Genomic DNA, 19,363 nt, shown 5'->3' on the forward strand with positions numbered 1-19,363 from the left:
CCCCCCATGGCCCCACTCCCCCGCGCCATCGCCCCCCGCGTGCGCCTGCTGCTGCCAGCGCTCCTGCTGGTCGCCGCCGCCTGTCAGCAGTCCGAGTCGACCCAGACCGCGCCCTCGCTCCCTGCCCTGACGAGCGCCCGCCAGGGGCTGCTGCGCGTGCCCATCGACAACGCGGGAGACATCTTCCTGGGGCAGACGACGCCCACCTTCAATGCCATCAACCTGCTCGATGGCCGAGGGTTGAACGCGCCGGACGGCATCGCCCTGGACACCAGCGTGAGCCCGCCGCGCGTCTACGTGGCGGACACCGCCAACAGCCGCGTGCTGGCCTGGGCGGACGCCAACGCCTTCGCCAACGGGGACCCGGCGGACAAGGTCATCGGGCAGATCGACCCCTACCGCGGGGCCTGCGGCGCCACGGGAGTGAACGCCACCTCGCTGTGCACCCCCAGGGCCGTGGAGGTGGACCCCTCGGGCAACCTCTACGTCGCGGACACGGGCCACAACCGCCTCCTGTTCTTCACCGCCCCCTTCACCACGGACCTGGTGGCGGACCGCGTCTATGGCCAGAGCGGCAACTTCCTCACGGGCAGCTGCAACCAGGGAAGCACGCCGAGCGCCACCACGCTCTGCACTCCGGCGGGGCTGTCGCTGGATGGCGCGGGCAACCTGTATGTCTCGGACCAGGGCAACCACCGGGTGCTGCGCTTCGACGCGCCGCTCACGGACGTGGCGGCGGACGCGGTGCTGGGACAGACGGGCATGGCGGGCAACCTGCCCAACATCGTGGACGCGCGCGGCCTGTCCAACCCGTCGCGCCTGGCCATCGACCGCAGCGTCACGCCCAACCGCATCTATGTGGCGGACACGGACAACCACCGGGTGCTGGGCTGGAGCAGCGCCACCGCCTTCACCAACGGGGCCCCGGCCGACCGCATCCTCGGCCAGCCGGACGCGGCCTCCAGCGGGTGCAACACGGGCGGCATCGGCCCCGGCACGCTGTGCTTCCCGCGCGGCCTGACGGTGGACGGCGCGGGCAACCTCTTCGTGGCGGACACCAACAACAACCGGGTGCTCGTGTTCGACGCGCCCTTCGCCAGCGACAAGCTGGCGGACAAGGTGTGGGGGCAGCCCTCCTTCACGGGCTCCACGTGCAACAACGGCGGCGTCGAGGCCCACACGCTGTGCAGCCCCTGGGGCGTGGCGCTGGACTCCACGGGCGGACTCCTCGTGGCGGACACCAACAACAGCCGGGTGCTCTACTTCGAGGGGGGCCGCTCCGGCGACACCATCGCGGATGACGGGTTCGGCCAGGGCAACCCCACGGACACCACGTGCAACACCGGCGGCATCTCCGCGTGGACGCTGTGCAGCCCGCGCGGCGTGACGGTGGACGCGGCCGGCAACGTCTTCGTGGCCGACACCGGCAACTCGCGCGTGCTGGCGTACACGACCGCCACCGGGGACACGATGGCGGACGTGGTGTTCGGCCAGGCGAACATGACGGTGGCCACGTGCAACGCCACCGGCCTCAACAGCTCCTCGCTCTGCAACCCGGGCTCGGTGGCGGTGGACGGCGCGGGCAACGTCTGGGTGGGGGACGAGGGCAACTCTCGCGTGCTGGGCTACCAGACGCCGCTCACCACCAACACCGTGGCCGACAAGCTGGTGGGCAAGTCGAGCTTCACCTCCAGCACCTCCGCGTGCTCCGCCGCCTCGGCCTCGTGCCTCGTCACCTCCGCGCCCTCGGTGGCGGTGGATGTCGCCAACAACCTCTATGTCGCGGACACCTCCGGCAACCGGGTGCTGGGCTTCAACGCGCCCTTCGCCACCGGCAACGACTCCACCGCCGATCGCGTCCTCGGCCAGACGGACTTCGCCAACACCGCGCGCAACTCCATCGACACCCAGGGCCTCAACGGGCCGGCGGGCCTCCACGTGGACCGCTCCTCCTCGCCCAACCGGCTCTACGTGGCGGACACCGCCAACAGCCGCGTGCTGGTGTGGAGCTCGGTGGCCTTCACCAACGGCCAGGCCGCCGCCCGCGTCTTCGGCCAGACCGACTTCGCCCGAGGCGTGTGCAACGGCGCCGGGCTGGGCGCCTCGAGCCTGTGCACCCCCGCGGACGTGACGACGGACGCGGCTGGCAACCTCTACGTCTCCGACACCAACGCCCGCGTGCTGGAGTACGACGCGCCCTTCGCCACCGGCGGAGACACCGTGGCGGACCGCGTCTTCGGGCAGACGGCCTTCACCGGCAACACCTGCAACAGCGGCGGCGCCTCCGCACTCACCCTGTGCGGCCCGAGGGGCCTCACGGTGAACTCCACCGGCAACGTGTACGTGGTGGACGGCGGCAACCACCGGCTGCTGCGCTACACCACGCCGCTGAGCACGGACCTCGTGGCGGACGCGGTGCTCGGGCAGATCGGCTTCCGCTACACCGGCGCCAACCTGGTGGACGGCACGGGCTTGTACAACCCCTACGCCGTGGCGATCGACGTGTCGGTGACGCCCAATCGGCTCTACGTGGCGGACTACTCGAACAGCCGCGTGCTCGCCTGGGCGGACGTGACGGCCTTCCAGACGGGCTCGCCCGCGGACCTGGTCCTGGGCCAGCCGGACCTGCTGACCTCCGGCTGCAACAGCCAGGGCATCTCCGCCTCCAGCCTCTGCCTGCCCACCGCCGTCTCCGTGGACGCGCAGGGCCGCGTCTACGTGGCGGACACCTCCAACAACCGCCTGCTGCTCTACAACCCGCCCTTCACCACCGACACCGTGGCGGACAAGGTGCTCGGCCAGGCGGACTTCACCCCCCGCACGTGCAATCGCGGCCTCTCCGCCCCGAGCGCCGCCACGCTGTGCGCTCCCTACGGCGCGGTGATGAGCCCGGCGCAGGAGCTCTTCGTCTCCGACCACGACAACAACCGCGTCCTGGTCTACGTGGACCCCTGGACCACGGACGCGACGGCCGACGCCGTGTTCGGCCAGGCGGGCAGCTTCATCACGGCCACGTGCAACCGGGGTGGCCGCTCGGCCAGCTCGCTGTGCGGGCCTGGCCAGCTCACCCTGGACACCACCGTGTCCACCCTGCGGCTGTACGTGGCCGACAGCGACAACAACCGCGTCCTCGAGTACGACGCGCCCCGCTCCTCGGACGCCGTCGCGGACCTCGTGCTGGGCCAGTCGTCGATGAGCGCCTTCACGTGCGCCGCGGGGCAGACGGGCCTGTGCGGCCCCCAGAGCATCGCGGTGGACGAGACGGGCAACGTCTATGTCGCCGACCGGGAATCGGACCGCATCGTCCAGTACACCACGCCGCGGACCACCGACACGAGCGCGGACCGCCTCTTCGGCCAGGCCTCGCCCACCGGGAACTCGTGCAACGCGGGTGGCCTGGGCCCCACCTCCCTGTGCACCCTGCGCGGCGTGGCGCTGGACGCGGTGGGCAACCTCTACGCGGCGGACACCACCAACAACCGCATCGTCGTCTACCTCGCGAACAACCGCCCCACCGCCACGCCGCTCACGCTGACGCCGTCGTCGCCGACCACGACGGACACCCTCGTCGGCACGTACACCTACCAGGACGCGGACGGAGACGCGCAGAGCGGCACCGAGGTGCGCTGGTACAAGAACGGCACGGAGCAGCCGGCCTTCTTCGGGACGCTGACGGTGCCTCCCTCGGCGACGACGCGGGAGGAGCAGTGGTACTTCACCGTCCGCGCTCGCGACGGACTGGAGCCCGGACGGCTGGAGACGTCGAACCCGGTGACCATCCGCAACACGGCGCCGGTGGCGGCCACCCCCACCATCTCGCCTGCTCCGCCCCGGACGAACGACACCCTGTCGGCCAGCTACGGCTACTCGGACGTGGACAGCGACACCGAGAGCGGCAGCGAGATCCGCTGGTTCCTGAACAACGTGGAGCAGGCCGCGCTGCTCAACCAGCTCACCGTGCCCGCCTCGGCCACGACGAAGGGCCAGGTCTGGTACTTCACCGTGCGCCCGGGCGACGGCACGAGCCTGGGTACCAGCGTCACGTCCCCGGTGGTGACGATCGCCAACACCGCGCCCTCGGCGAGCAGCGTGCAGATAACGCCCGCCTCGCCGAGCTCCAGCTCCAGCCTGAGCGTCTCGTACACCTACGCGGACCCGGACGGCGACACGGAGCTGGGCTCGGAGATCCGGTGGTACCGCAACGGCGCGCTCCAGGCGTCCCTGAATGACCTGCGCACGGTGCCCGGGCCGCTCACGCTCAATGATCAGTGGTACTACACGCTGCGGCCCAAGGACGGCGCGGACCTGGGGACGGTGGTGACGTCCACCACGGTGGTGGTGGGCAGCTCCGCCCCCACGGTGACCAACGTCCGGGTGACGCCGGGCCCGCCGCGCACCGCGGACGACCTGGTGGCGAGCTACACGTACTCGGACCCGGACAACCAGCCAGAGACCGGCAGCCAGATCCGCTGGTTCAAGAACAGCATGGAGCAGACGGCCTATGCCAACCTCAAGACGGTGCCGGCCAGCGCCACCACCAAGGGCGACGTCTGGTACTTCACCGTCCGGCCCTGCGACAACACGCCCGTGTGCGGCGTGCTCCAGACCGCGCCCACGGTGACGGTGGCCAACACCGCCCCGTCCGTGGCTTCGCCCACCATCACCCCCGCCTCGCCCAAAGTCACCGACGCCCTCAGCGTCAGCTACACCTACTCCGACGCGGACAACGACGCGGAGAACGGCAGCGAGATCCGCTGGTTCAAGAACGGCGTGGAGCAGACGGCGCTGGCGGGCATGCGCACATTGACGGCGGGCACCGCGGCCAAGGGGCAGAACTGGTCCTATAGCGTCCGTCCGAGGGACGGCGCGGACTTCGGCACCCTGGTCAGCTCCACCACGGTGACGATCGGCAACAGCGCGCCTGGAGCCAGCCAGGCCGTCGTCGGCCCGGCCAATGCGCGCGTCACGGACACGCTGACCTCCACGTACCGGTACACGGATCCGGATGGGGATCCACAGTCCGGCTCCGTCCTGAGGTGGCTCAAGAACAACGTGGAGGACAGCTCGCTGCGCAACTCGCCCACGGTGCCGCCCTCCAAGCTGGCCAAGGGGCAGAGCTGGCGGTTCAGCGTCACGCCCTCGGATGGCACGGCGAGCGGCAGCACGGTCAACTCCAACTCGCTGGTCATCCAGAACTCGCCGCCCGTGGTGACCAACCTGACCATCAGCCCCGCCACGCCCAACGCGGGCGACGCGCTGACGGCCTCGTATGTCTACGCGGACGCGGACACGGACGCGCAGGCCGGCAGCGAGCTGCGCTGGTTCAAGAACGGCGTGGAGCAGACGGCGCTCTTCGGAGCCAGCTCGGTGCCCGCGGGCGTCACCGCCAAGGGCGAGCGCTGGTACTTCACCGTCACTCCCCGGGACGGCTCGGTCTTCGGCACGCCGCAGTCCTCGGCCGAGGTCTCCATCGCCAACAGCGCGCCGCTGGCGAGCAGCCTCTCCATCCAGCCGGCCCAGCCGGGGACGGAGGACAACCTGGTGGCCACGTACACGTACCTCGACGCCGACGGAGACGTCGAGTCCGGCACCGAGGTCCGCTGGTTCCGCAACGGCGTGGAGGTGCCCGGGCACTTCGGGCTGAAGACCCTGCCGGCCAGCGCCACCACCAAGGGGGAGAGCTGGTACGTCACGGTGAAGGCGAAGGACGGCACGGACTTCGGCCAGCTGGCCACCAGCGCGCCCGTGCTCATCCTCAACACGCCGCCCCGAGCGACCAACGTGAACCTCTCGCCGCTGTCTCCCAAGGCGACGGATCCGCTGGTGGCCAGCTACACGTACTCGGACGCGGACGATGACGCCCAGCAGGGCACCGAGCTGCGCTGGTACCGCAACGACACGGAGGTGGCCTCCCTCTTCAACCAGCCCACCGTCCCGGCTGGCACCGCCAAGGCCGGAGAGACGTGGTACTTCACGGTGAAGCCCAAGGACGGAGTGGCCTTCGGCACGCTGGTGACCTCCACCTCGGTCATCGTGGGCAGCTCCGCGCCGGTGGCCACCGCCCTGCAGATCACCCCGTTCGCGCCCACCACGCAGGACGTGCTGCGCGCCAACTACCTCTATAGCGATCCGGACGGCGAGCCGGAGTCCGGCAGCGAGCTGGAGTGGTCCCGCGATGGGAAGCCCGTGGCGACCCTGAACGGCAGCCAGACGGTGCCGCCCGGCACAGCGCGCAAGGGAGAGTCCTGGAGCTTCAGCGTGCGCCCCAAGGACGGCGTCTTCTTTGGAGCGAAGCAGACCTCCTCGCCGGTGGTGATCGGCAACACGCCGCCGTCCGCGGCCAGCGCCACCGTCAGCCCGGCGCAGCCGCGCACGGATGACGCGCTCTCGGCCAGCTTCACGTATGCGGACGCGGATGGAGACCGGCAGTCCGGCTCGGAGATCCGCTGGTACCGCAATGGCCTCGAGCAGCCCTCGCTGCTGGATCAGCCCGTGGTTCCGGCCTCGGCCACCCGCAAGCGCGAGGTCTGGTACTACCGCGTGCGCCCCAAGGACGGCACCGACTACGGCACCGCCGAGGTGTCGAGCCCCGTCTTCATCGAGAACTCTCCACCGGTGGCCAACGCCGGCCCGGACCAGACCATCCCTCCCACGTCCCGCGTGGTGCGGGTGACGCTGGACGGCACGGGCTCTCAGGACGTGGACGGAGACGTGCTCGACTACACCTGGTCCGAGGGGAACACGGTCCTCAGCCGGGGCGGTCGCGTCACCGTCGACCTGCCCGTCGGCGCGCACACCCTCACGCTCACCGTGGGCGATGGCGAGGGCTCGTCCACCGACGAGGTGCTCATCGACATCCCGGATCCGAAGCCCACCGCCACGCCGCCCGCGGACCGCACCCTGCCTCCTGGGCGGGTGTCGCTCGTCGGCACCGCGACGGATCCGCTGGGCCGCACTCCGGGCTTCCAGTGGACCCAGGTGGACGGCCCACCGGTGGAGCTGCGTGACGCGGACAAGGCCACGGCCTGGTTCCTGGGCACTCGCGCTGGCGCGTACACCTTCGAGCTCGTCGCCGTCTCCGACAGCACTCCGAGCGATCCGGTGCGGACCACGGTGACCATTCGCAACCTGCCACCATGGGCCTCGGTGCCGACGCGGCACGTGGTGGAGGCGGGCACGGAGCTGACGCTGGATGGCTCCGGCAGCGACGATCCGAACGGAGACACGCTCACCTGGCGCTGGACGGTGGAGCTGGGCGAGACCACCTCCACGCTGGCGGACTCGGACCAGCCGACGGCTCGGCTCACGCCCACGTCCGACGGGCGCTACGGCATCGCCCTGGTGGTCAACGACGGCGAGACGGACAGTATGCCGACCTTCACGGAGGTGATCGCCATCAGCCCCGCGGTCACCGCCCACGCGCCCGTCGCCCATGCCGGAGCGGACGGCGTCGGCGAGCTGGGCAAGCCCGTGAGCCTCGAGGGCCGTGGCAGCTATGACGTGGACGGCGATGCGCTGACGTACACCTGGCGGCGCATCTCGGGGCCCTCGGACGCTCCGGTGCCGGCCAACTCGGCCACGCCGACGTTCCGGGCCACGGGGGCAGGCACCGTGGTCATGGGCCTGACCGTGAGCGACGGGAAGGTCACCAGCCCCGAGGACACCGTCTCCTTCGAGATCGACGATCCGGCGGTGAACCGCCGCCCCATCTCCCGAGCCGGCTCGGATCGCTCCGTGGTGGTCGGCACGAACGTCCAGCTCGATGGCACGCGCAGCACGGACCCGGACGGCGACGTGCTCACGTACGAGTGGGCCCAGCTCTCCGGCCCCCGTGTGGAGCTCGATGACGCGCACGCGTCCCGCCCCACCTTCACGCCGACGCGAACGGGCTTCGTCCGGTTCGGGCTCATCGTGTCGGACGGCAAGAGCCGCTCCGCGCCCTCCAGCGTGCTCGTGCAGGTGACGAACGAGGGCAACCGTCCGCCGGTGGCCAGCGCCGGACCGGATCAGCAGGTGACCATCGGAGGAGTGGTGGCGCTGGATGGCTCGGCGTCCTCGGATCCGGACGGGAACACGCTGCGGTACGTCTGGGAGCAGGTCTGGGGCAGCCCGGTGGTGCTGGCGAGCCCCGGCGAGCACCCGACGTTCAAGCCGCCCGGGCAGGGCCGCTACCGCTTCCGCCTCACCGTCTGGGATGGAGAGACGCCCAGCGCGAGCGACGAGGTGGACGTGGTCGTGAGCACCCACGGCGCGGACAACAAGGCTCCGGTGGCCGTCACGGAGAACTATCTGGAGGTCGCGTTGGGAGAGAAGGTGCAGCTGAACGGGGCCGCGAGCCACGATCTGGATCCGCTCGACAGGCTCACGTACGAGTGGACGGTGTCGGGCTTCCCCACCGGCAGCGAGCCCGCGCTGGAGAACGCGGCCACCGCGACGCCGTCCTTCACGCCCACGGTGGCGGGCGCATACACGGCGCGGCTGCGCGTCTCGGATGGAGACCTGACCAGCGCGCCGTCCTACGTGACGGTGCTGGTCCGCTCTGACTCCAAGGGAGGCCTGGGCTGTGGAGCCGGCGGTGGTGCTCCCCTGCCGCTGGCGGCGCTGCTGCTCCTGCTCGTCCGAGGAGCGCGGCGCGGAGCCGTGCTCACCCGAGGCGCACGCATGTTTGCCGCGCGAGGCCTGGCGGTGCTTCTCGCGCTGGGCGTGGCCTGGGCTCCCATGCGAGCAGGAGCCGAGGTCGCGACGACGGCAACCAAGCCTCGGAAGAAGAAGGTCCCCACCGCTAAGTCGACCACTGGGAAGTCACCCACCGGCAAGCCAGCATCAGGCAAGCTCGTCCCGGGCAAATCCGCCGCTGGCAAGAAGGGAAAGAAGAAGAAGCCCGCGCTGGATGCTCCCGTCGAAGTGCCAGTGCCCCCTGTCGAGGAAGTGGGCCCCGAGCCCTCGCAACCGATGGAGGAGCCTCCCACGGTGACGCCGGAGGCCGCGGTGACGCCCGAGGCCGCCGCCGCGCCTCCCGCCCAGGAGACGACGACGCCCCCGACCGAGGGGCCGCCCAACCCGTACCTGGAGGAGGCGCGCCAGCTCTACCTGGGCTTCCAGTTCGAGGGCATCATCCCCAAGCTGGAGTTCGCGCTCGCGGTGAAGGGAGTGACGGAGGCCCAGCGGATCGAGATCTACCAGCTGATGGCGCTGACCCACTCCGCCTTCGACGACGCGGTCAAGGCGGAGGAGGCCTTCCTGCACATCCTGGAGCTGAAGCCGGACTACGCGCTGACGGGTGGAGCCTCGCCGAAGATCCGCTCGTACTTCGCGAACGCGCAGAAGACGTACCGCGCGCGCCTGGCGGTGAAGCTCCAGCACGCCCCGCCCAAGCCCAGCATGCTGGGCGAGACGACGACGGTGGACGTGGCGGTGGTGGTGGGCGAGGACCGCGTCACGGCGATGACGCTGCACTACCGGCCTCGGGGAAAGAGCGGCTACTCGCAATTGTCGATGGCGCGGGGCGAGCATGGCGCCTTCTCCGGCAACGTGCCCAACGCCTTCCCGGGCCCGGCGGGCAAGCGGACCATCGAGTACTTCGTCCGGGCGCGTGACGCGAGTGGCGCTCTGCTGGCCTCGGTGGGCTCGGAGGAGACGCCGCTGGAGCTGACGATGGAGACGGTGGAGGTGGCGACCTCTCAGCCGCTGTACAAGAACTGGGTGTTCTGGACGGCCGTGGGAGTGGGAGCCGCCGCGGCGGCCGTGGCCACGCCGGTGCTGCTCAACCGGAGCGCCGAGGTACGGCCCGGGACGCTCGGAATGGAGCCACTCAAGTGAGACGCGCCGCGCGGAGGAGCCAGATAGGACTGGCCTTGGGACTGCTGCTGCTGCTGGGAGCGTGCGGCAAAGGCGCGGTGTTCCTCACCATCGAGGCCGAGGGCCCCGAAGGGACACTGCGCATCCCGGACGATGTGGACCGGGTGGCGGTGCGGGTGACGAACGTGGAGGGCACGGCGGTCCTGCTCGAGAAGGAGTACGCCCTCACCGGAGACAATCGCTTCCCGCTGACGCTGGGGCTGGAGCCCGGCCCCGAGACGGGCGAGCTGATCCGCGTGGAGGTGACCGCCTTCAAGGGCGAGGAGACGGTGGGCGATGCCGCGGCGGTGGTGTCCATCACACGGCAGCAGGAGGCCGCCGTGACGCTGCGGATCATGAAGACCTGAGGCGGGCGCTGCCGCTCAGCCCCCAGCTCCAACATATAGGAGGCACCGCCCCTCCGGGCCGGACTAGACCTCCTCGAACCTTGTGCCTGTGGCTCCCATGCCCTCCAAGGCGTCCTTGATCTCCCCTGAGACGATCAGCGGGCCCGTCCACCCCTCGCATCGGAACACCTGTGCGCTTCCCACCTTGGCCTTGTCGATGCGCATGTCACGCACGGAGGCATACTGCCCGACCTTGTGAGGCACTCCGTCCTCGTGCGTCCAGAGTTCGATCCGGGACGCCTTCTCGTCGATACAGCGGATGAGGCGTGTGGCTACGAGGATGAGGTACTGATCCGGTTGGCCCACCACGTCCACGGGGATCAGTTGCACCTCGTCCGGGGCCAACTCCGCGAACATGGACGCGACCCGGACATGGACCACCGGGATCATGATTCCCGCCTCTGTGAAGTCCAGCGGCGTGCCCGCGATCTCGACGGAAATTCTCAAGCGGTCCGTGATGTGGACGGGCGTTCCGAGCCTGAACTGCCCGTCATCCACCTGTCGACCCTGACTGTCTGTCGGCGTGTCGAGGTCCCAACGGTGCAGGACCTTCAGATCGTCAGCGAGTCTGAAGAAACGCTTGCTCATGGACTCCGTTTATCGCGGCTTGGATCGGGTGACGAGTTGGTTGAGTTCTGTTCCCGGCGTGGCGATCTGCCTGGCCAGTTTCCGGAGTCGGGCCGTCAACGCCTCACGGCACAGCGCGACGCTGCGACATGTCACTGTTGCATCGGCAAGTTCATCCAAGATGATCTGGTGATACCGCTCGGGGTGCGGTCCGTAATGGCCGGGGAGAGGCATCTTGTTCGCCGGATCATCCATCGACATTCCCGCCTTGGCGAAGATGCGGCGGAATCGCGGCGTCCACGGGCCCCCGCGCGCTGTGGACTTGTCGTTGCAGACGGTGGCGATGTGGTGCGTCTCTATGCAAGGGCCCGTGCCGCCATTGCCACTGGCCCCCATCATCATCGCGGTGGCGGCCACCGTCACGCTCACCCCCTCCTTCGTCAGCGCGATCTCCTCCACCGCCCCCAGTGCGGGCAGAGAGATACCTGCTTGCCCCTCGGCCTGCATGGCCACCTGCGCCGAGCCGGGCAGCGTCGGTACCTTCGCCGCGAACAGTTGCGCCGTCGAGCCAATGGCCGCCACCAGCAGCATGGCGAACGCGCGCGCGGCCTCTCGCCCGAGAATCCTACCGAAGCGCTCGCCTGCCTCGCGGATCTCCTCGAAGGTGGTGGCGGCCTTTACCGTCTCCGTCAACTCGGCCCAGCCCGCCACGAGACGGCGGAGCGTGTCGTAGCCCACATACAGCAGCATCCCGACGCCCAGCACCGCCACCAACCCCGGCGCCGCGGGATTGAGGAGCATGATCAGCAGCATGGAACCCAACGTCCACAGGGCCGCGCTGATGAGCGCTCGGAATTCCACCATCTCTCCGAGTGCCTGTTTCATCTCGTCCAGCACGGGGCTCTTGCTCATGGCCAGCGCCCAGACGTAGCGGCCATGCATGTCCAGGTAGCGCCCACCCACCAGCGCGCCCCCAAGACAGTCTCCGTAGAAGTTGTAGGCGCTCCGGCACCACAACCGGTAGCGTTCCGCCAGCGCCAGTTCCTCTTTCGTCAGCGTGCCTTCCCAGGGCTCGCCGGGCCCTGCCGGCACCAGCTTCTGCTCGCTGCCCAGCCAGAGATAGTCGCCGGACTGCGGGTCCATCTGAAACGCCTTCTCCGCTGTCTGGCGTGGCGAGCCTGTCAGCCGCACCTCATGCGCAAGGCGCCTGACGGCCTGCTGGAACTCCTCTTCCTCCAGCTCCACTGGTTGCAGGTCAGCCGTGCGGGGAACATGGACGATGGCTTTGCCCTGACGGGTGCCCTCCACGAGTGGGACCCGAGGGACGCTGGCGCACCCCACGAGCAACACGAGGAACAGCGCTTCGGCCTTCCAGAGAACGCTCCACGGCAGCATGCGTCACCCCTTCTTGCCTCAGCCCTCCAGCTCCAACGTGTAGGTGAGCGACTGGATGCGGCGAGTGACTTCATCGCTGACCGTCTTGCGCTCCTTGGCCAGCTGCTCCAGCTCCAGGCTGATGGCATCCAGCCGGTTCTCCTGCTCGCTCAGCTTCGACACGAAGCGCTCGGCCAGCTCCCGCTGCGAGGCCCCGCTCTTCAACGACTCGATGTTCGACCGGATGCGCTCCTGGTCCTTGAAGAGCTGCGCCCGCTCCTCCGTCAGCCGCTGCTCCTCGTACCCCAGCGCCCCCACCCGCTCCTTCAGGGCGATGACCTCCTTCAGCGCGTCTCCAATGCGCTCGTCGATGTAGCGCTGCTTCAGGAAGAAGAAGACCTCCTCCGTCTGGATGTTGCCGAAGGAGTACTGCACCACCGAGCGCGTGCGCTCCGTCACCGGGAACTCCCGGCTCTCCCCCGCCGCCAGCTCCAGCTTGAAGCGCAGGAAGCCTTCCGTCGTCTCCGCCGGCTCCGGCGTCTCCCGCAGCTCCCGCTCCGAGCGCGGGTGCTCCAGGAAGAGCGTCGCCGGCCGCTTCCCCTTGTTGCGCACCACGTACTTCGTGCGCACCAGGAAGTAGTGCTGCACCACCAGCACCCCGCGGCTCAGCACGGACTTGAACACCGGCCCGTTCTCCGTCGCCTCCTCCACCGACACCGTGCAGCTCAGCTCCACCGCGTACGGCACGAAGCGCGTGTCGTCCGGCTTCATCGTGTCGAGCATCGCCTCGCCCACGTACGTGTCCGCCTCCATCACCGTCACCGGCCCGCCCTCCAGCGTCAGCCCCGTGGTGTTCTTCAGCTCGATGCACGCCATCGGGTTCTTCTCGCGCGTGGCCCGGTTGTAGAGCAGCACCCGCCGGCCCTCGAACGGCCGCTGGAGGATGGGCACCAGCGCGCTCTGGTTGCGGTGCACCGTCACCGGGTGATCCACCCGGTACTCGAACAGGTCCCCCACCTCCTTCGTCAGCGTCTTCACCGCCACGCTCTTCTCCGCCAGCTCGTGCATCCCGCCCCCTCCCCTCAGCCGCCCGGCGCCCGTCACGCCATGCCTCTTCGGCAAGGCGGCGTAGGCCGGCGCGGCCCCTCCCGTCGAGGGCGCTCCCTCCTCCTCGTCGTACTCCAGCTCCTTCCGGGACTCCCCGAAGGACTCCTCGGGGATGACGGGAGCGGCGGCCGCCTCCGTCTTCACCTCGACGATGGGGCGCCGCATGTACCGGGGGTTGTACAAGTCGTGCACGAAGGACACCGGCAGCCCGGCGATCAGCGCCAGGTCCACGTCCACCCAGTCCTCGTCCCCCGTGTTGTCCACCAGCGCCCAGCCCTGCAACAGCGGCGGCCTCTGCTCCTCCAGGAGGATGCGGTAGCTCGTCTTCCACACCGGCGCCTCCAGCACGTAGCTGACGAAGAGCTCCCGCTCGCCCTCGCCCGCGGTGAGGATGGACATCCGCTTGCTGTCCTTCTTGTACGAGGACAGCACCGTGGCCAGGTAGAACTCCAGGTCCTTGCGCACCGCCTCGTCCAGGAACTCCAGCTCGGCGAGCTCCAGCACGTCGAAGGTGCGCAGCGACGCGCCCACCAGCAGCGACAGGAAGGGCCGCACCACGGACGCCTCGCCCTCCACCACCGGCAGCGACTCCAGCCCGACGATGACGCCCTCCACGCTCTCCTTGCCGCCCACGCGCACCCGCACCCGCGCGCCCTTGATCTGCCCCAGGAGCGCCGTGAGGCTGCCGGACTCGGGGATGCGGATGGTGGCCTCCTGCAGCAGCTGCTCCAGCGGCTTCGTCGAGTCGTAGCTCACCGCCGACACCGAGCCCCCGGACAAGTCCAGCACCGTCATCGACTTGAGCACGTCGTTCATGTCGCGAGCCTTGAAGTCCAGGCTCAGCGCCTCGCTGCCCGTCACCTTCCCCTTGCGCTCGAAGTAGCCAACCCCGTGCTTGTAGAGGACGACACGGCGGATGGGCAGGACGGCGGACATGGCTTCCTCCAAAGATCGAGGTTTTCGGCGGGGCTCGGTGTATCAAGTCCCCCGGAGGGGAGACAGCATGCAACCCGTGGAGAAGAAGAAGACCTCGCCGTGGGTCTATGTCGGCATCGGCTGCGGCATCCTGCTGCTGCTGGGCGTGGGCGGCGTGGTGGCCGCCGTCCTGGTCGGCGCCAAGATGTTCAAGGGCTTCCAGGAGGAGATGACCAACCCCGTCACGCGCACGGAGAAGGTGAAGAAGACCCTGGGCGCCCCCACCCTGCCCGAGGGCTACCACGCCGTCATGGCGCTCAGCGTGCCCGCCGTCATCGACACGGCCATCCTCAGCACCCGCACGCCCGACGCGCCCGCCCAGGCCGACGCGAAGCCCGAGCGCGTCTTCATCTACCTGTTCGTCAAGGCCGCCTCGATGAACGACACCGAGGAGCTGCGCGCGTACCTCGAGGGCCGCTCGGATGACGCCTCCGTGCTCGCCCGCAACAACATCGACATCCGCACCAGCGAGATCATCGGCCGCGGCGCCATCCCCCTCGAGGGCCGCCGGGTGCTCTACCTCTCCCAGCGCGGAGAGTTGGAGAGCGACAACGGCCAGAGCCAGGGGCCCGGCCTCAACGCCATCACCCTCATCGAGTGCCCCGGCGAGTCCCTGCTCCGCATGGGCCTCTGGATCACACCCGACCCCTCGCCGGAGACGCCCATCGAGCAACTCGACGTGAAGGGCACTCCGGCGGACCCGGAGGCGGTGCGCGCCTTCATGTCCCACTTCAACCCGTGTCAGGAGAATTGAAGATGCACTCGCGGAAGAAAGTCTTCTCTCTCGTTGGCTCCCTGGCGCTCGCGCTCCTGGCGAGCTGCGCCACCACGTCGCAACAGCCCCCCGCTGGAGACCCCGTGCCTCCTCCCGAGCAGCCTCCCGCCTCCGGGACCGGCTCCGTGCAGCAGCCCGAGCAGCCCTCGGAGCCCAATGGCACTCCCATCCACTCGTGGGATGACGTTCGCGTGGGAGACCGGCTGGTGTACGCCTTCTCCGCCAACCGCGCTCCGAGCCGGGGCGTCGGCGAGACGGGCGCCGTGGCCGGCCGGCTCACGCTGGAAGTCATGGCGGTGGATCAGGGGCCCTACGCCGTCCTGAAGCTCACCTTCACCGACGAGGCCGGAAAGCCCCTGGCGAGCCCTCGGCTGTCGAAGGAGCTGATCCTGCCCATCAAGACGTTCGCCCCGCTGCGCAAGCCCCGCATGCTGCCCCATGAGGGCACCTCGAGCGTCGAGCAGCTCTCGGCCGCGGGCCAGAACTGGGAGGCCGTCCGCTACATCCAGGACAACCGGCCCGCGGATGGCCCGCTGGAGGAGCGCCTCTATGCCGTGAAGCCCGGGCCGCTCTACATCACCCACGGGCTGCTGAGCGCCAGCACCACGCTCTCCGGCTTCGGCGCGCGCGGCGGCCAGCAGCTCACGCTCGTGGAGGCCCGGCGCGGCCCGGAGGGCGGCGGCAAGGGCACGCCTCCGTTGATGAGGCACCCGCTGGGCCCGGGCGCCTGGTACGACATCCGCACGGACCTGCGGAGCGACACGCGGGAGCGCATCTGCTTCTCCGCCGAGCTCGGCTTCATCCTGCGCGGCCAGAGCACCGTGAAGGGCACGCCCCACATGGCCCGCATGGCCTGTGAGGGCATCGCGGAGACCGAGGTCGTGCCGCTCGAGGAGGCGCTGCTCACGCTCATCGCGGAGAGCCTCTCCCCCCACCTGCCCAAGGGCGAGCCCACCTCGCGCGCGCCTCACGTCTTCGCCGACAAGCGCATGAAGATCCCCGCCCTCACCTTCGATGTGACGCAGGGGCACGGCGGCGCGGGCAAGGGAAGCTACGTGGTGTACGCCGAGAACCCGTGGGACGAGGCCCTCGTCGGGCTGCCGCTCGAGGCCCGCTTCCGTCCTCTCGCCGATGCCTCGGGTGATCCGGAGGCCGCCGCGGTGCTGGTCGACTGGGGCGTCATCGCCGGAAGCGAGTACCCCTGACCATGACACCCGCCCTCTACATCGTCACCATCGAGGTGTCCCCCAGCTCCGAGGCCGCGTGGAACGAGTGGCACGAGAAGGTCCACATCCCCGACCTCATGCGCCAGCCGGGCTTCCTCGCGTGCCGCAAGTGGCGTGACACCACCAACGCCGAGGACGGCTGGCCGCGCTACGTGTGCCACTACGAGCTGACGAGCCTCGAGGCGGTGGAGCGCTACATCGCCAGCGACGCGGCCAAGCGCCTCCGCGCCGAGTCGGAGTCGAAGTTCGGCTACGTCACCCGCCACCGGCGTCAGGTGTACACCGAGGCGGCGCGCTTCGAGGTGGACCTGGAGCCCGAGTCCATCGAGTGACCGCGGGCCTCTCCCGAGCGGAGAGGCCCCACGGCACCGCTCAGCCCTCGACGGAGAGCTTCACGTCGATGTTGCCGCGCGTGGCCTTCGAGTAGGGGCACACCTCGTGGGCGGTGTGCATGAGCTGCTGGGCCTCCTCCTTGGACAGGCCCGGCAGCTTGCCCTTCAGCTCCACCGCCAGCCCGAAGCCCCCGTCCGGCGTCTTGCCGATGGTGACGGCCGCGGTGATGCTCGCGTCCTTCACGTTCTTGCCCGCCTTGCCGGCCACCAGCCGCAGCGCGCTCTCGAAGCACGCGGAGTAGCCCGCGGCGAAGAGCTGCTCGGGGTTGGTCACCGCGCCTCCGGCGCCGCCCAGCTCCTTGGGCATCGCCAGCGGCATGTCCACTACGCCGTCCGAAGAGCGGACGCGGCCGTTGCGGCCTCCCTGGGCGGTGGCGGTGGCGGTGTACAGCGGAGAGATGGTGACAGGAGCCATGGGGATTTCCTCGTTCACTTCGGGTGGTGTGCCGACGGCACAGGCGCCCCCGAAGTAGTGAGCATCCCCACCGGTTGCAACGGAATCCGTGCGCAAGCGTCGCTCAGAACCCCGGAGGCCGCTCCCCCGCGACGCCGCTGGCGCGCTCCAGGGCCATGCCCACCCGCCCCAGGGTGCCCTCCTCGAAGAGCCGCCCGATGAGCGTCACCCCGTGAGGCACGCGGCGCCTGGGAGAGAACGTCGGCGGCGGACGCGCCGGATCCGGCACCCAGTCGCTCCGAGCCCGCTCCACCTCCACGAAGCCCGTGCGCAGCGTCAGCGACGGGTGGCCCGTGAAGTTCGTGATGGTGAGCGCATCGTCGCTCAGCGACGGCACCAGCAGCACGTCCACCTCGCCCATCACCCGCGCCATCTCCTGCATCACCCGGCGCCGCATCCGGTCCGCCTGCACCAGCTCCACCGCTGACAGGAAGCGCGCCTGGCGCAGCAGGTTCGGCCACGCGTCGGGCACCTGCATGGCCAGCGTGTCCATCTGCCGGCTCAGCATCAGCTCCTCGAAGGACGCCGCCGCCTCGGCGAAGAGGATGGCGTAGAGGCTCACGTAGGGCCAGTCGGGCAGGCTCGTCTCCACGGGCGTCAGCCCCAGCCGCTTCAGCGTCTCGAGCGCGGCGCGATCCACCTCGTTCGCCGGGCTCTTCTCCATCCACGCCGGCAGGTAGCCCACGCGCAGCCCCTTCACCCCGGCGGTGGCGTCGAAGTCGAGCTTGCTCGGCACGCTCGACACATCTCCCGCGTCGGCCCCGGAGATGGCCGCCAGCACCAGCAGCGCGTCCTCCACGCCGCGCGTCATCGGCCCCAGCTTGTCCAGCGTCCAGCTCAGCGTCATCGCCCCCGTGCGCGCCACGCGGCCGTAGGTGGGCCGCAGCCCGGTGACGCCGCAGCGCATGGACGGAGAGATGATGCTGCCCCCCGTCTCGCTGCCCAGCGAGAAGCCGACACAGGCCGCGGCCGTCGCGGCGCCCGAACCGGCGCTGCTGCCTGACGAGCCCTCCTCCAGCAGCCACGGGTTCTTCGTCTCCCCGCCGAACCAGACGTCATTGAGCGCCAGCGCGCCCAGGCTCAGCTTGGCCACCAGCACCGCCCCCGCGCGGTGCAGCCGGTCCACGACGAACGCGTCCGTGCTCGGGACGCGGTTTCGGAACGGCTCGGCCCCGTACGTCGTGGGGATGCCCGCGGTGTCGACCAGATCCTTCGCGCCCCAGGGGATGCCGTGCAGCGGACCGCGATACCGGCCCGCGGCCAGCTCCGCGTCCGCGCGACGGGCCTGAGCCAGCGCCAGCTCCGGCGTCAGCGTGATGACGCACTTCAGCTTCGGATCGAAGCGCCGCAGCCGCTCCAGGTAGATGTTCGTGAGCCGCTCGGAGGACAGGGCGCGAGACTCGATCCACCGCGAGAGCGCCGTGACGGGGGCGAACGCGATGTCCTCGTCCCGGCTCGGGAGCGGACCGGCCGCCGCCTTGCTCCGCACGAAGCGGTCGCGCGCCGGGCCCACCGCCTGCCCGGGGAGCACGGGGTCCCACCTCGACGCGGGGGGAAGCGTCGGCTCCAGCGCCACCTTCCGTGGCCCGGTGCGGCGCTCGTGGATGGGCGCCATGGAGCGGTTCCAGTTGCTCACGGCCTGGGCCCGCTCGGCCGGTGTGTACTGAACCTGCATGAGCTTCTCCGCCTCGGCGAAGGTGCTCACGCTCACCGCCTGGCCCACGGGGGGTGCAGTGCCAAACGCGGGCGGTGAACCCGCCGGTGCCGTCGTGGGAGCCCCACCATCGAAAGTTGCCGCCTCCACGGAAACTCCCGTGGTGAGCATCCCCGCGACTCCCACCGCGGTACCCGACAAGAACTCCCTGCGAGAGCGGCCCATGAGGCTCCTTCCTGGAAGCGGACGCGCGCGAGTCTGCCACGTCTACGCACGTCACCGTCCACCAGGTGGCACGATCCAAGAAATCCTCTATGGCTCAATGCAGGGTGGACTTGAATTCGGCAGTTGGCGACCCAAGATTGATTGCGATGGAAGATCCCGAACAGTTGCTCACCGCGAGTGACGCGGCACGCATCCTGGGCCTCTCCCGAGACATGGTCCGCATCCTGGCGCACAAGGGCCGCCTGCGCGCCCTGCGCGCCGCCAACGGCTATCACCTCTTCCGTCGGGGTGATGTGGAGGAGCTCGCCCGTCTCCGCGCAGCCGAGAAGGCCTCGGGCGGAGTACATGCGTAGAGCCTCGCTCGGAGCCC

The 19,363-nt window shown here is 69.9% G+C and carries 11 protein-coding genes; 6 read left to right on the forward strand and 5 right to left on the reverse strand.

The window, feature by feature from the left end; genetic code table 11:
• Positions 1-6 precede the first annotated feature (6 nt).
• Both KY572_RS31965 and KY572_RS31970 read left to right on the forward strand, forming a co-directional pair.
• Entirely contained in the window at positions 7-9,819 is a 9,813-nt protein-coding gene (locus KY572_RS31965) for a PKD domain-containing protein (RefSeq protein ID WP_224247432.1), read from the forward strand.
• Entirely contained in the window at positions 9,816-10,205 is a 390-nt protein-coding gene (locus KY572_RS31970; protein ID WP_224247433.1) for a hypothetical protein, read from the forward strand. Before KY572_RS31965 ends, KY572_RS31970 begins: the two co-directional genes overlap by 4 nt.
• 63 nt (positions 10,206-10,268) lie before the next feature.
• Here KY572_RS31970 and KY572_RS31975 read toward each other — a convergent pair whose 3' ends face one another.
• From KY572_RS31975 to KY572_RS31985, 3 genes are read right to left on the reverse strand one after another with little or no spacing between them, the layout of a single operon-like run.
• Positions 10,269-10,832: an imm11 family protein gene (locus KY572_RS31975; RefSeq protein ID WP_224247434.1), complete on the reverse strand. Its 564-nt coding sequence runs from the start codon at positions 10,830-10,832 to the stop codon at positions 10,269-10,271.
• Positions 10,833-10,841: 9 nt separating this feature from the next.
• Positions 10,842-12,206, reverse strand: a complete 1,365-nt coding sequence (locus KY572_RS31980) for an AHH domain-containing protein (protein ID WP_224247435.1) — start codon at positions 12,204-12,206, stop codon at positions 10,842-10,844.
• Positions 12,207-12,224: 18 nt separating this feature from the next.
• A complete protein-coding gene (locus tag KY572_RS31985) occupies positions 12,225-14,228 on the reverse strand; it encodes a DUF4139 domain-containing protein (protein ID WP_224247436.1) in 2,004 nt (667 codons plus the stop codon).
• A gap of 67 nt (positions 14,229-14,295) precedes the next feature.
• On the opposite strand from KY572_RS31985, the gene KY572_RS31990 reads away from it, so the two are divergent.
• The 3 genes from KY572_RS31990 to KY572_RS32000 are packed head-to-tail and all read left to right on the forward strand — an operon-like array spanning position 14,296 to position 16,600.
• A complete protein-coding gene (locus KY572_RS31990; RefSeq protein ID WP_224247437.1) occupies positions 14,296-15,021 on the forward strand; it encodes a hypothetical protein in 726 nt (241 codons plus the stop codon).
• A gap of 2 nt (positions 15,022-15,023) precedes the next feature.
• The gene (locus KY572_RS31995) at positions 15,024-16,247 is read left to right on the forward strand and encodes a DUF6068 family protein (RefSeq protein ID WP_224247438.1); all 1,224 of its coding nucleotides are present in this window, start codon (positions 15,024-15,026) and stop codon (positions 16,245-16,247) included.
• Positions 16,248-16,249: 2 nt separating this feature from the next.
• On the forward strand, positions 16,250-16,600 hold the full coding sequence (locus tag KY572_RS32000) for a DUF4286 family protein (protein WP_224247439.1): 351 nt from the start codon (positions 16,250-16,252) through the stop codon (positions 16,598-16,600).
• Between the two features lie 40 nt (positions 16,601-16,640).
• Here KY572_RS32000 and KY572_RS32005 read toward each other — a convergent pair whose 3' ends face one another.
• On the reverse strand, positions 16,641-17,075 hold the full coding sequence (locus tag KY572_RS32005; protein ID WP_224247440.1) for an organic hydroperoxide resistance protein: 435 nt from the start codon (positions 17,073-17,075) through the stop codon (positions 16,641-16,643).
• A gap of 103 nt (positions 17,076-17,178) precedes the next feature.
• Positions 17,179-18,993, reverse strand: a complete 1,815-nt coding sequence (locus KY572_RS32010; RefSeq protein ID WP_224247441.1) for an amidase — start codon at positions 18,991-18,993, stop codon at positions 17,179-17,181.
• 146 nt (positions 18,994-19,139) lie between these two features.
• Between KY572_RS32010 and KY572_RS32015 the strand changes: the two genes are divergently transcribed.
• Positions 19,140-19,346, forward strand: coding sequence for a helix-turn-helix domain-containing protein (locus KY572_RS32015; protein WP_224247442.1), 207 nt, complete (start codon positions 19,140-19,142; stop codon positions 19,344-19,346).
• Positions 19,347-19,363 lie beyond the last annotated feature (17 nt).

The organism is Hyalangium gracile (assembly GCF_020103725.1).
GTDB classification, from domain to species: Bacteria; Myxococcota; Myxococcia; order Myxococcales; family Myxococcaceae; genus Hyalangium; species Hyalangium gracile.

Bases quoted from the DNA above. Each gene is read 5' to 3' on its own strand.
- KY572_RS31965 (WP_224247432.1), top strand. From the start codon at position 7: ATGGCCCCACTCCCCCGCGCCATCGCCCCCCGCGTGCGCCTGCTGCTG.
- KY572_RS31975 (WP_224247434.1), bottom strand. From the start codon at position 10,832: ATGAGCAAGCGTTTCTTCAGACTCGCTGACGATCTGAAGGTCCTGCAC.
- KY572_RS31980 (WP_224247435.1), bottom strand. From the start codon at position 12,206: ATGCTGCCGTGGAGCGTTCTCTGGAAGGCCGAAGCGCTGTTCCTCGTG.
- KY572_RS31985 (WP_224247436.1), bottom strand. From the start codon at position 14,228: ATGTCCGCCGTCCTGCCCATCCGCCGTGTCGTCCTCTACAAGCACGGG.
- KY572_RS31990 (WP_224247437.1), top strand. From the start codon at position 14,296: ATGCAACCCGTGGAGAAGAAGAAGACCTCGCCGTGGGTCTATGTCGGC.
- KY572_RS31995 (WP_224247438.1), top strand. From the start codon at position 15,024: ATGCACTCGCGGAAGAAAGTCTTCTCTCTCGTTGGCTCCCTGGCGCTC.
- KY572_RS32000 (WP_224247439.1), top strand. From the start codon at position 16,250: ATGACACCCGCCCTCTACATCGTCACCATCGAGGTGTCCCCCAGCTCC.
- KY572_RS32005 (WP_224247440.1), bottom strand. From the start codon at position 17,075: ATGGCTCCTGTCACCATCTCTCCGCTGTACACCGCCACCGCCACCGCC.
- KY572_RS32010 (WP_224247441.1), bottom strand. From the start codon at position 18,993: ATGGGCCGCTCTCGCAGGGAGTTCTTGTCGGGTACCGCGGTGGGAGTC.
- KY572_RS32015 (WP_224247442.1), top strand. From the start codon at position 19,140: ATGGAAGATCCCGAACAGTTGCTCACCGCGAGTGACGCGGCACGCATC.